The 12,325-nt window shown below is 48.0% G+C and carries 15 protein-coding genes; 9 read left to right on the top strand and 6 right to left on the bottom strand.

Going from position 1 to position 12,325, the window contains the following annotated elements:
* Positions 1 to 2 precede the first annotated feature (2 nt).
* The 6 genes from OU814_RS00520 (at position 3) to OU814_RS00495 (ending at position 3,986) form a co-directional block, all read left to right on the top strand.
* A complete protein-coding gene (locus tag OU814_RS00520; protein WP_268179663.1) occupies positions 3 to 608 on the top strand; it encodes a DUF3177 family protein in 606 nt (201 codons plus the stop codon).
* A gap of 31 nt (positions 609 to 639) precedes the next feature.
* A complete protein-coding gene (locus OU814_RS00515; RefSeq protein WP_017291070.1) occupies positions 640 to 939 on the top strand; it encodes a DUF7734 family protein in 300 nt (99 codons plus the stop codon).
* A gap of 93 nt (positions 940 to 1,032) precedes the next feature.
* Positions 1,033 to 2,469 (top strand): phosphoglucosamine mutase, encoded by a 1,437-nt coding sequence (glmM, locus tag OU814_RS00510; protein WP_268179660.1) that lies wholly within the window; start codon positions 1,033 to 1,035, stop codon positions 2,467 to 2,469.
* 46 nt (positions 2,470 to 2,515) lie between these two features.
* Positions 2,516 to 2,992 (top strand): GNAT family N-acetyltransferase, encoded by a 477-nt coding sequence (locus OU814_RS00505; RefSeq protein WP_268179658.1) that lies wholly within the window; start codon positions 2,516 to 2,518, stop codon positions 2,990 to 2,992.
* A gap of 49 nt (positions 2,993 to 3,041) precedes the next feature.
* Positions 3,042 to 3,248 (top strand): glycogen debranching protein, encoded by a 207-nt coding sequence (locus OU814_RS00500; RefSeq protein WP_268179655.1) that lies wholly within the window; start codon positions 3,042 to 3,044, stop codon positions 3,246 to 3,248.
* 57 nt (positions 3,249 to 3,305) lie between these two features.
* A complete protein-coding gene (locus OU814_RS00495; protein ID WP_017291074.1) occupies positions 3,306 to 3,986 on the top strand; it encodes a potassium channel family protein in 681 nt (226 codons plus the stop codon).
* A gap of 97 nt (positions 3,987 to 4,083) precedes the next feature.
* On the opposite strand, the gene OU814_RS00490 is transcribed toward OU814_RS00495, so the two are convergent.
* The 4 genes from OU814_RS00490 to OU814_RS00475 all read right to left on the bottom strand — a co-directional run bounded on the left by OU814_RS00490 (position 4,084) and on the right by OU814_RS00475 (position 8,874).
* Complete coding sequence (locus tag OU814_RS00490; protein WP_268179652.1) at positions 4,084 to 5,145, bottom strand: RuBisCO accumulation factor 1; 1,062 nt, start codon at positions 5,143 to 5,145, stop codon at positions 4,084 to 4,086.
* A gap of 220 nt (positions 5,146 to 5,365) precedes the next feature.
* On the bottom strand, positions 5,366 to 5,599 hold the full coding sequence (locus OU814_RS00485) for a photosystem II protein, Psb35-related (RefSeq protein ID WP_017291076.1): 234 nt from the start codon (positions 5,597 to 5,599) through the stop codon (positions 5,366 to 5,368).
* 99 nt (positions 5,600 to 5,698) lie between these two features.
* The gene (recD2, locus tag OU814_RS00480; RefSeq protein ID WP_268179650.1) at positions 5,699 to 7,942 is read right to left on the bottom strand and encodes an SF1B family DNA helicase RecD2; all 2,244 of its coding nucleotides are present in this window, start codon (positions 7,940 to 7,942) and stop codon (positions 5,699 to 5,701) included.
* Positions 7,943 to 8,304: 362 nt separating this feature from the next.
* Positions 8,305 to 8,874 carry a L,D-transpeptidase gene (locus OU814_RS00475; RefSeq protein ID WP_268179648.1) on the bottom strand — a complete coding sequence of 190 codons (570 nt, stop codon included), beginning with the start codon at positions 8,872 to 8,874 and terminating at the stop codon, positions 8,305 to 8,307.
* Positions 8,875 to 9,158: 284 nt separating this feature from the next.
* On the opposite strand from OU814_RS00475, the gene OU814_RS00470 reads away from it, so the two are divergent.
* The 3 genes from OU814_RS00470 (at position 9,159) to OU814_RS00460 (ending at position 10,812) form a co-directional block, all read left to right on the top strand.
* On the top strand, positions 9,159 to 9,308 hold the full coding sequence (locus OU814_RS00470) for a hypothetical protein (RefSeq protein WP_190649644.1): 150 nt from the start codon (positions 9,159 to 9,161) through the stop codon (positions 9,306 to 9,308).
* A gap of 152 nt (positions 9,309 to 9,460) precedes the next feature.
* Positions 9,461 to 10,120: a sigma-70 family RNA polymerase sigma factor gene (locus OU814_RS00465; RefSeq protein WP_017291080.1), complete on the top strand. Its 660-nt coding sequence runs from the start codon at positions 9,461 to 9,463 to the stop codon at positions 10,118 to 10,120.
* A gap of 170 nt (positions 10,121 to 10,290) precedes the next feature.
* Positions 10,291 to 10,812 carry an anti-sigma factor family protein gene (locus tag OU814_RS00460; protein ID WP_017291081.1) on the top strand — a complete coding sequence of 174 codons (522 nt, stop codon included), beginning with the start codon at positions 10,291 to 10,293 and terminating at the stop codon, positions 10,810 to 10,812.
* Between the two features lie 39 nt (positions 10,813 to 10,851).
* Here the strand turns inward: OU814_RS00460 and OU814_RS00455 are convergent, their stop codons facing one another.
* Both OU814_RS00455 and lipA read right to left on the bottom strand, forming a co-directional pair.
* Positions 10,852 to 11,262: a gamma-glutamylcyclotransferase family protein gene (locus OU814_RS00455; protein WP_199329379.1), complete on the bottom strand. Its 411-nt coding sequence runs from the start codon at positions 11,260 to 11,262 to the stop codon at positions 10,852 to 10,854.
* Complete coding sequence (gene lipA / locus OU814_RS00450; protein WP_268179644.1) at positions 11,259 to 12,185, bottom strand: lipoyl synthase; 927 nt, start codon at positions 12,183 to 12,185, stop codon at positions 11,259 to 11,261. Before lipA ends, OU814_RS00455 begins: the two co-directional genes overlap by 4 nt.
* Between the last annotated feature and the right edge of the window lie 140 nt (positions 12,186 to 12,325).

Raw genomic sequence — 12,325 nt, 5'->3', positions numbered from 1 at the left:
TTATGCAAGACGTTCCCGCCTGGTTATCTTCAATCGTTTGGACAGATTACCGTTTGGCAGTCTTGTTCACTGTCATCTTGCCACTCGCTCTCCTGATTTGGGCGACCGTACAACAGGTTGAAGCCCTGCAAAGATTGCTCTTGATTTATTGGCGCGTTTCTAGCTTGTTGGCGATTACCCTCTATTTACTGATTGGTGTATTGCCGATCGGGTTTTTCTCTGGTTGGCTTGCGAGAATTCTGATTCCGATCGGGCTTTGGTATTGGGCAGATTTGAATGAAGAAATTCGCGATTCGCCGCCGAGTTCGCTGAAATTGGCGCTGGTGTCTTGGCGCTGGGCAGTTTCAGTCTATTGTGCGATCGGGGTGATTGGACAAATCCCAGTCTTACGCTGTGCAACCTTGGCGAGTCAGCAGATTTTAGGAGATGCAGCTTGCCGAGTTTGGCTAGATCCACCGTTCTTGTTCAGAGAATATCTTCACTCTGGAGTCAGACCCTTTGTTCTGGGATTTTTTGGCATTGTCGGACTGGTCATCTACGTTCTCTATTTAGGCTACTTCGTCTTTTTCCGTCTCGGGAAGCGGAAACGCTCTGCGATGGAAAATTAGTCCTTGTGTTTATCTATTCATCAGTTTTCCCATGAGTCATTCAATTGGACAGCGTTTAGAGCAGTACACCATTAAGTGCCCCAATGAAGTCTTATTGGTGTCGATCGAGGCAGAAGGACAGCCTGATCAAATTGCGATTTTTAAGGGATTCTCCAGTTCGCTGATGAATCCAACCTCATTCGATCCGGATATGCCTGTGCTGCCGGATGATGCGATCGTGCAATCTGTCGATCGCTTGGAGAGTCCTTATAATCCCAATCATCCACGATTTGTCGAGCAGGGATTGAGTTGGCTGGAGTTCCAACGGCTGTTAGATGCGGCTGGGGTGTAGTCTAAATACCTAGAGATACACCTTAGTGTGAGATAGACTGCAAGGGTGCAACGGTTTAACCACAGTTATTTTGTGTGAGGATGTGAGTTATCTATGGTGTCATTGCCATCAAAGGCTGAATCGCTCAGCCGCTTTTCTTCCCGTTCCCAACACTGGGAAGCGTTACCTTTGCCAGAGTCTGCTTTGTTTGGAACGGATGGGATTCGAGGGAAGGCTGGAGACTTGCTGACGGCTCCCTTGGCGATGCAGATCGGATATTGGGCTGGACAGGTTTTAGGCTCCGGAAATCGCGCCCCGATCGTCATTGGTCAAGATTCGCGCAATTCAAGCAATATGCTGGCAATGGCACTTTCTGCAGGATTGACCGCAGCAGGCTTAGAAGTGTGGGATTTAGGATTGTGTCCGACTCCAGTAGTAGCGCATTTAACGCACTACAGTGAGGCGATCGGCGGCGTGATGATTTCTGCCAGTCACAACCCGCCTGAAGATAATGGCATCAAGTTTTTTAATTCAGATGGCTCGAAACTCGCGTCAGAACTTCAAAAGCAAATTGAAGCTTGTCTGCGAGGAGAAAGAAAAATTGCGTCCATTTCCTCGCAATGGGGACAGCATTTCCATCGCTCGGAATTGATTGAGCAATATATTCAAGCAATTCAGCAACCGTTGATGGCTGAATCGGCTGAACCCTTTGCTGGATTGAAAGTCGTTTTAGATTTGGCATGGGGTGCTGCAACGCGCTCTGCTGCAGATGTTTTCCGGTCTTTGGGTGCAGATGTGACTGTGTTGCATGGTCAGCCCGATGGCGATCGCATTAATGTCAATTGTGGTTCGACGCATTTGAATTTGCTGAAAGCTGCGGTGAAAGAGCAGGGAGCCGATGTTGGATTTGCGTTTGATGGCGATGCAGATCGCGTCTTAGCGGTCGATAGCCAAGGTCGGACAGTCGATGGAGACTACATTCTCTACCTTTGGGGCAAGCACCTGTTATCAGCAGGGCAGCTTCCAGGTGCAACAATCGTTGCAACGGTGATGTCGAATCTTGGCTTTGAGCGGGCTTGGGAAAAATTAGGCGGTCAGTTAATCCGAGCTTCGGTTGGCGATCAGTATGTTCATGCCGACATGATCAAGCATGGGGCTGCTTTGGGCGGTGAACAGTCTGGACATATTTTGTGTCCACAACACAGCGTCAGTGGAGACGGATTGTTAACGGCGTTGCACTTAGCAAGCTTGATTCAGCAATCGGGTGGAAACTTGGCAGAATTAGTCGATCGCAGTTTCAAGACCTATCCTCAACTGCTTCGCAATGTGCGGGTCGAAGATCGGACTCAGCGCTTGAACTGGCATCACAACGCAGCCGTTCAAGACGCAATTTCTGAAGCTGAAGCGGCAATGGGCGATCGTGGACGCATCTTAGTTCGTGCATCCGGAACAGAGCCAGTAATCCGAGTCATGGTTGAGGCGGAAAGTTCTGATCTGGTAGAACATTGGACAGAGCGCTTAGTTGCGACTGTTCAGCAACATCTGACCTAAAGATGCGGTAGGGTGAGTGCTGTTGTTTCTCACCCTGGCTGTACTTATGTTTCAAATTCGTGCTGCACTCCCGGCTGATGTTCCAGCAATTTTCTCGCTGATTCAGGCATTAGCAGAGTACGAAAAACTCTCGCATCAGGTTACAGGCTCGATCGAGCAGCTTCACACACATCTCTTCGGCGAAAAGCCTGTAGTTGAAGCGATCGTGGCAACCGTCCATGAACAAGCGATCGGGTTTGCATTATATTTTTATAACTATTCCACTTTCCTTACAAAGCCAGGAATCTATCTGGAAGACCTGTTTGTTTTACCAGAATATCGGGGTCAAGGGATTGGAAAAGCACTCCTGACTCAATTGGCTCAAATTGCCTTAGAGCAAGACTGTGGGCGCTTAGAATGGAGCGTTTTAGACTGGAATGAGAGTGCGATCGGGTTCTATGAACGGATGGGTGCAACAGTGCTTCCAGACTGGCGAATTTGTCGCGTTACAGGCGAGGCTTTGTTACAAATGTCAGCTTTCTAACCGAAATAAATATGTCAAAATTTTCTGTAGGATTCTAGAGGATACGACCATGACAATTTGGGTAAATGAACAAGTTGATCCATCTGGACTGATGTATGCCTGCATTGCCTGCTGCGATGAAACGCAAGCAAATGAATGCCATCAATCCTTTGAAGAGAACCTCACCGCAGATCAAAAAGCAGACGGTTGGATTGCTCGGATGCGAGAAGTCAATTCTTGGGACGAAGTTCCTGTCAATTCGTTGAAGCTCGATTAGCTGCCAATTCTTTCATCTTGCTCTAAGCTATAAGCGGAGCTTGCAGGAGAGAAGTCTATGTATGTGTTAATCGGGGGCGCGGGTCTGATTGGAGTGAGTTTGGCTCAACGTCTGATCGATCTAGGGCACACGGTTGCAGTGATTGATGTGAATCCTGCGGCTTGTCGATATGCTCGTGAGCAGTTGGGAGTGATTGCTTTTGAAGGCAGTGCGGTGAGCACAGAAGTTTTGCTCGAAGCAGGCATTCGCAAGGCAGATGCGATTGCAGCAGTTCTGAGAAGTGATGCTTTAAATCTGGCAATGGCGACTTTGGCAAAGCATTATGGTGTGCCAAATATTTTGGTGAGAATGCGGCACAAGGATTTTGCTGAGCCTTATCGCCTTGCCGGAGCAACGCATGTGGTTAATGCGATCGAGCTTGCGGTTTCGACGATGGTGAATGTCATCGAATACCCCGAAGTAGAATCGATGATGCACTTCGAGCAAGGTCAGATTGAAGTCTTTAAGCTGGCAATTCCTGCGAATTGTAATGTAGTCGGACGCAGTGTGGCTGAAGTTGCACAAGATTCTCGATTTCCAAAGGGATCATTGATCATTGGCTATCAGCCTCATGCACATATGGATCTGGCGATTCCGAATGGCAGCACGATTTTGGAGCCGGGTTCGACCGTTTTAATGGTTACTAAACCCGGATTTATGCACGAGGTCATTGATTTCATGCAAAAGTGCGCTGAGTAGAAGTTTTGAGAAGGTAGAGTTTAGTGCATTTCCCCCTTCCCCGATCGAACAAGGTAAGGGGATTTTTTTTCACGGTTCAAACCTGCAAAAGGCAGTTCTACTCATCTAACTGCCAAAGCTCGGTTGTATAAGCTTCGTCTAGGACTTTCTTGGGGCGCATGACGAGAATGACTCGCCCTAATAAGTTGATCGTCGGTTCTTCTTCAAACCATTGCAGTTCTAATTGTTCTCCTTCAGCGATCGCAAAGTAACTGTCTGCGTCCCAGTCTCGTTGCGCTCGATCAATGACAATGATCACTTCTTCCGCATCACCTTCTAATGGAACAGGTAAGCGATCGCTTTGTCCTAAAATCGCGACTGGATCTTCTGCACTGCGGATCACTTGCCAACCCGGAACCGTCATCACTGCGCCGATGCCGGAAAATTGCACGATCGCAAAGATTCCCGTTTCTTCTAACATCGGGACAGCATGAAGATCAGCAACTTTGAGCGGCAGTTTGCCTGCAACGGGTAAAATGCGCGGCAGTTGCTCATCACTGTCAACGCGATAGAGCGGAAGGCGAGGGGCAGGACGCTTGGGGGTAACAGTGAAATCGGTTAAGAGTGCTTCGATCGTTTTTCGAGCTGTTTCGGTGTGCGCGAATTTTAGACCTCTGGCAATGTAGCGCGATCGCTCTTGGAAATCGGATTTTTCTTTCGCAGTCTTCCAGGCGTAGAACGCAACAATGTCACCTGGATGAGCCGTAAAGTTTTCTGGAATTTTGCTAAGACGAGAAAATTCTTTGAGCGATCGTACAACTTCGTGCACTTCGTCCGTGTCTAAGTTCTTTGCAAAGACTAATTCAGCGGCAGCGGCACGTTCTTCCTGCTTGAGAACTCGCAATTCGTACAGAATATCGCTAGCTCTTTGTCCAAAATGGTTTTTGACCGCATCCGAAACTCCGACTTTCAGCATGGTGTCATAGACTTGTGCAGCAACAATGATCTGGTTTTGCTGAATTGGCTCGAATCCAGAGGCTTCAAAGATCGCTTGTGGCGTATATCCTGCTTTCTGCAAGGTTTGACAAGTATGTCCCCACTCGACCCAAGATCCCTGTTTGCGGCGGAGTGAGAGCAGGAGTTCGTCAGCATTTGGGAGGTCTTGAGGTGTCTCGGTCATAGCAGGTTCTTTGTCGGATCTGGATTGGACTAATTCTAGATGATAGTTGATTCTGAAACGCGACCCATCATCAGAGGCAGTCCTTTCACCGAATAAATTGCCTAAAGTCAACCTAGCTACAAGACTTGCAAAAGCTTTCTGGGTTCGCCAAATCAATTCACTAAAAAACGAGGGTCTAGTTTCGCAACTAAACCCTCGTCTTCATCAACCAAACTATTCACTATGCTTCGGGCAACCTTGCACTGGCGTAGGCATCAGCTACGACAAAAGCGGGAACACGTGTAGAGTAATCGATTTCATTTCCAGTCAAAGAGCGTGCCAGCTTTTCAAAAGAAACCGATCGCCAGTTGCGCTCATGAATCGGCTTCGATTGCTCACCCAAGAAATAAGTCATCGAACCCAATAGAGCAACTGCGACCCAACCGACAACAAATAGGCTAATCAAGATTACCATCGCAACCTCCTGTGAAGTTCTGTTTCTTTATGTAAACTAATGTAACAGAGATTATTCAGAAAAGGCAATCTACCCGTCAGGTGTGATAACCGAACTCGGTCAATTATGAGAATTTTGATGAGAATTTTGAGGATTAGATGAGAAAGAGGGGACAATTTGCTCTTCTTGTAACCGCTGGCTGAGCAAGGTATATCGGCGCTTGTCTCGACACTGGGAAATTGCCTGACGTAAAGCTTGCGGTTGTCCGACTAAGATCGCTAACTGCTTCGCACGGGTCAGCGTTGTGTAAAGCCAAGGGCGGCTGAGCATTACAGTGTTTTGCATAAATAAAGGCACGATCGTGACTGGAAATTCAGACCCTTGCGCCTTATGTCCGGTAATGCTGTACGCCAGAGTCATCTGATCCCATTCTGTGCGCTGATATTCGACCCAATGTTCCTCGAACTGAACGCCTAAAATTTGTCTCCGAGCATCGTAGGTTTCAATAATGCCTAATTCGCCGTTCATGACTTCGCGATCGTAATCATTTTCCAACTGAATCACGCGATCGCCGATTCTAAATTTGCGCTCCTCAGCCTGAACCTCGAAGCCATCAGCCTGCGGTGGATTGAGCAACGCTTGTACAACGGCATTAATCGCTTTCGTGCCAATGTCTCCTTTGATCATCGGACAAAGAATCTGCACATCATTAAATGCGTTAAATCCAAGCCGAGGAATCGTCTCAGTAATCAATTGCTGAATACATTGAATGCCATGTTGAGGAGAATGTGAGGGCATCCATAAGCAATCCGATCGAGGAGTCGTCGAAAAGCGCTCAATCTCTGGCACTTCACCTCGATTCAGCGCGTGAGCATGACAGATAATCGCCGAGCTTTGAGCTTGCCGCCAAACTTGAGTTAACCGGATTACAGGCACTTGTTCAGACTCAATTAAATCTCGCAACACTGCACCCGCTCCAACACTCGGCAACTGATCAACATCGCCAACGATCAAGAGTTGAGATTGAAGCGAAACCGCTTTGATCAATGCGTTCGCAAGAAACACATCGGTCATGGAAAACTCATCCACAACAATGCAGTCTGCTTTGAGCGGTCGAGTGTGATCGCGCTGAAAGTAGCCACTACTGCGGTCATATTCCAAGAGCCGATGCAGAGTAGACGCGTCTCTTTGCGTTAATTCCGAAAGTCTGCGCGCGGCTCGCCCAGTGGGAGAAGCTAAAGCAACTTGTTTGCCCATTACTTCCCACAGTTCAACGATCGCGTGAGTTGTATGCGATTTTCCAACCCCTGGCCCGCCCGTCAAAATTACCACTCGCTGCGTTGCGGCTAAAATCACGGCTTGCCTTTGTTCTTGAGAAAGCAGCAAATCCGAGGATTCGCAGTACTCCTGCATCCAAGTTTCGACAAAATGATGATCAATTTCTAATGGCTCAAGAAGCAATAATTTCAGCCGAGTCGCGATCGACATTTCCGCGTAATAAAACGCAGGCAAGTAGTACCCCAACCGTCCCGGATACCGACGACTTTCTTCGACAACCAGTTCTTGAGTCGCAACCAGATAGACAATTTGATCCTCGATTTGTTCAGTTTGCGCTGCATAATCTGGACGAGCCAGCAATCGAGCGGTTCGCTCTACCAGAGTAGATTGCGGCAAAAAACAATGTCCATCTCGTCCAGCTTCTCGTAAACAATGCAAAATTGCACTGCGATAACGCGCTTCAGAATCCGGTTTTATTCCGAGTTGCGTGGCAATGCCATCGGCTGAGTGAAATCCAATGCCTCGAATATCCGCCGCAAGCTGGTAAGGATTTTGGGAAACAATCGCGATCGCGTCTTCTCCATAGCGCTTAAAAACTTTCACCGCTTGACTTCGACCAATGCCGTAAGTCTGTAGAAACATCATGATGCTATGAGTCTGTTTCTGTTCCAGCCAAGAAGACTGAATCATCGCTATTTTCGATTGAGCGATGCCTTTGACTTCAATTAGTCGATCGATATCAGTCTCAAGAATGGTCAGAGTTTCTAACCCAAAGCGATCGACAATTCTTTTCGCCATCGCTGAGCCGATGCCCCGAATTGCACCACTACTTAAATAAGCTTCGAGACTCGCGATCGTATTCGGCAGTGCTTCGCGATAATTTTCAACCTGAAATTGCAACCCGTACCGAGAATGAGTGCGCCAAGTTCCACTGAGAATTAAAGACTGTCCTAAATTGAGGCTGGCAAAATTGCCCACGATCGTTACAACCTCGGCAACCGTCTGCAACCGAGCCACCGTAAATCCAGTTTCAGCCGAGGTAAATACGATCGATTCAATGCTGCCTTCGAGTTCCTCAATGTTCATGATCAGGTTGGGGGCGGGCTGCGACTTCGCTCAATCCACGAAACGTATCGAAATGCATCGTTTTGCTTATTTTACGTCGTTCACCACAATCAATTTGGAGTAGGGAGTGGGGAGTGGGGGAATGAATGCGATCAGCAACTAGCCAATTTAAAGGATTTCCACCTCCAAATTTTCGGTTGATCGTTGATTGCACTTTCCCGCCCGTGATTGAAAATCGCGGTCTAACCGTGCGAAGTCCCTAAAGGGACTACCAGAATACAGCGATGCAGTCCCTTCAGTGGACTTCGCACAGTTAGCACGGGGTTTTAAACCCTGTGCGGGAGCACGCGATCAACAAATCAACCCGAAATTGATAGGTGGAATTATTTCTTCACCTCAACAGGCGTACCCACTTTCACCGCTTGATACAGCGCCACTACATCCGCATTTCTCATTCTCAAACATCCATGAGAAACGGCTTGCCCTAGCAACGAGTAATCCTTTGTTCCATGAAATCCAATCAAAAGTTTTCCCTGCGAAGTAAAGCCAATCCACCGTTTGCCCAAGGGATTGTCCTGGTCACCTGCCGGGATATGCTCACCCGTAATCGGATGTTGCCAAGTTGGATTCTCAACCATTTGAGACACTTTAAACGATCCAATGGGCGTTTCCCATCCTTCTTGCCCAATTGCGATCGGATAAGTTGCCTTTAATTTCTTTTTCTCAAACAGTCGCACCTTGCGATCGCTTAAATCGACCACTAAGTTTGTCTCAATCACAGGCGACGGAGCAGGAGAAGCTTTGGGAGCAACCATCGCCTGAAAATTCGGCAGGTCAAATTTTGGCAACGCAGGCAACCGACGCACCTGGAAAAGCGCGATCGCGATTCCTGGGACAACGCAGATCATCATGAACGCTTTAGAAAGAGGAGACTCCTGAATCTTTGCCGCCATTTCCTTCTCAAACTGCTACTTTTTTCATTCTGCCCGGAACTCATCTGCCCGATTGTGAATCTTAAGACGCAAGCAGATTTTTCTTTTACACGGATACCATTGTCGCGATCGTAACGTAATTCATACGGGAATCCTTTGACCTAACCCGGAAAATTGGCGAATCTGCCGCAATCTTACCTAGGTTAGATAAAAGATTGAGTAAATCTTGATCCAAAGGGTGATCCCAAATTTACAATGCTGGCAACCTGTTCGTTTCGGTCTGAGTGAGGAGTGAGGAGTGAGTCATGAAAGAAAAGCTATTTCTAGCGATCGCCATCACAAGCGCAATTCTCTGTCTATATGATTGGTCTAGTCCAATTCGCGTCCGAAATACTACCCAAACTGAAGCGATCGCCGACCACATCGCTCGTTTACAGCTCGAAACTCTACCCTAAAGCGTATTTCTGTTGCTAGAGTTCTCCAACGAGAACATCTCCGATCTATCCTGGATAGGATCACTCGATCAAAAACTAGGCAACTGTGAGGAACTTTCTCAAACCCGTTGGGGTCATCAAAGGTGGAACGTAGAAAATACCGTCATCCGCCCATGAGTCAGTCCCTTCCTGTATCCTGGTCATCGATCGAGCCAAAGGTTCATCAGAGTCCAGTGCAAGCAGAAAAACTCTCCAATTACGATTTAGTGTTGCAATGTCAGACCGGACATCGCCCGGAGAAAGCCGTGTTTGCGGAACTCATGCGGCGGTATCAGTCTCATGTCGATAAAGTTCTCTATCATTTAGCGCCGGATTGGCAAGATCGTGCCGATCTGGCTCAAGAAGTCTGGATTCGGGTCTATCGCAACATCACCCGACTGAATGAACCTGTCAAGTTCCGAGGTTGGTTGAGTCGGATTGCGACCAATTTGTTTTACGACGAGCTTCGCAAACGCAAACGCAATACCGCACCCCTGTCTTTGGATGCACCTTTATCCGTGGATGATGGAGAGGTAGATTGGGAAATCGCCGCAGCAACACCCGGACCTGATGAAGATCTCACCACTCGGGAATTCTACGATCAGCTCAACGAAGCGATCGCTGACCTCCCCGAAGTCTTCCGTACCACGATTGTGTTACGTGAGATTGAGGGCATGGCATATGAAGAAATTGCTGAACTCACTGGAGTGTCACTCGGAACTGTGAAATCGCGGATTGCGAGAGCGCGCCATCGCCTCCAATCGCAACTTCAACAGTACCTTGATGGACAATAATTTTAAATTCTCCGTGATATTGCTAAGACTTCAGATTGGCTTTGTTAATATGCTCTCAGATGTATCTCCGCAAGAGCTTTAATATTCTGAGGAGTGAGTGATTACGAGGAGTGGTTAAGTACACTGAAAATCGTTTGATCTCTGGGCATTCATAAGTGAAGTGACTCTCGATGAACTCCAATTTTGATTCGCTGAATAACGATATGCAATCTCCGCTCAATTCACAGTTAAACGCACAAGCCCGCGATCGCTTCGAGTTACTCAGTGCCTATCTCGACGGAGAAGTGACAGCCAGTGAGCGCAAACAGGTCGAAGAATGGTTAGCAACCGATGCTTCGATCCAACAGCTTCACGCTCGCTTGCTCAAACTTCGTCAGGCATTTCGCTCGATTCCTGCCCCCGCTCCCGTTCAATCTGTTGAGCAAACAGTTGAACAAGTCATGGCAAAAGTCGATCGCCGTCCAAAACTCCGCTTGGTCTGGGGAGGGGCTGCGATTGCTGCTGCCTTTATGGGTGCCGTGACGCTCTTTAGTGTTCGTCAGCCCCAAATGGCACAAGTTCAACCCAAAACTCAACCGACTCTTGAAGCTCAGCAGCAGCCCTCTGACTCTGACATGATGGTGGCGCTCGATCGCCCAGTTGTGTCAATTAAGATGGCAAATTCTCAACCGCCTTCACGTCAACGCAACTAATCTCAGGTTTGCTGAAGATTTCAATCGCCCGTGGTTATTTCACTGCGGGCGATTTTTCTGCCAAATTCCGCTGGGAGTCAGAACGCCCTTTAAGCGATCGACTTGCTCTTGCGTCATCACATACGCCCAAGCTTTTCCTAGTGAGATTTGATTGAGATCAAAGACTTCAATTTCCTGGCGCTGATAATCGTTCCCTGATCCAAACGGCTCGATCTCGGTTGAATCATGTTGTTCGTAGTCATCTAGGATTTCTAATATCTCAGCATTCTGGAAAGTTAACAGATAACCGTAAGTCCTTCCATTTCCAGGAACAATTGCCGGATAACCTAGCTGTAAATGATAGAGAGAGGCGTGAGCGATCGCGCTTCGGCTGGAAATAACGCGATCAGCACAGAGCACATACTGACTTTCACCCGGTTTGAGCGTGCCGTACACAAAGACCCGAATCATTCCTCTTCGCCTGCATGATACGAACTGCGGACGAGGGGAGCCGATCGCACATGAGAAAATCCCATGTCTTTGGCAATCTTGCCCAAACGCTCGAACTCATCCGGATGCCAATATTTCTGAACGGGCAAATGGTCTAAAGAAGGACGCATATATTGACCGATCGTTACGCGATCGCACTGGACGGCTCTCAAATCCTGAAGTGTCTCAATCACTTCTTCTTCAGTTTCACCATGTCCTAACATCAAGCCTGATTTGGTGGGAATCGTCGAATCGAGTTCTTTGACGATTTCTAAAACTCGAAGCGTGCGATCGTATTTCGCACCTCGGCGCACGGGAGCCTGTAACCGCTTGACGGTTTCAATATTGTGGTTATAGCAAGCGGGTTGCGCTTTCACGATCGTCTCAATTCGCTGCCGCTGCAATTCTTCTGCGGAAAACCCTTCTTGTTTTCCGCCCCAAAAATCAGGGGTCAGCACTTCAATCTGAGTCTCCGGATTCAATTTGCGAATTTGCTGCATCGTTGCTGCAAACCAACCTGCTCCTTGATCCGGGATGTCATCTCGTGCCACCGAAGTTAGCACGACGTATCTCAAGCCGAGTAACTGAACCGATTCCGCCACTTTCTGAGGCTCTTCGGCATCCAGCGGCATGGGCGCGTGCCCTTTATCCACCTGACAGAACGCACACGATCGCGTACAAGTTGGCCCCATTAACAGAAAAGTTGCTGTCTTCTGGGCATAGCATTCTCCCCGATTTGGACAGCGTCCTTCCTCACAAATCGTGTGAATTTGGCGCTGTTTGATAATCTGCTGCACCGTTGAGATATCACTGGCATTCCCGATCGAGCGGCGTAACCAGTCTGGCATCGCAGCAACCAAGGCACGACGTTCAGAAATTGTCGAAGGATTCGTTTGGGAAGACATAAACGGGGGAATGCTAGGGGTCAGATGAATAAAAACTTGGCAAAAGCCAACAGCTTAGAAGATAAAGTTTTGTTGCCTATGTCAATTATAAAGTGAGAAACTCATCGGCTCGACGCTGTAGTGTTCCTTCACGAAAAGTC

Source organism: Leptolyngbya sp. GGD (genome assembly GCF_026735145.1).
Lineage (GTDB): Bacteria > Cyanobacteriota > Cyanobacteriia > Leptolyngbyales > Leptolyngbyaceae > Leptolyngbya > Leptolyngbya boryana.
Note: the sequence above shows the minus strand (reverse complement) of the source record. Positions and strands in the feature narration are given on the sequence as shown.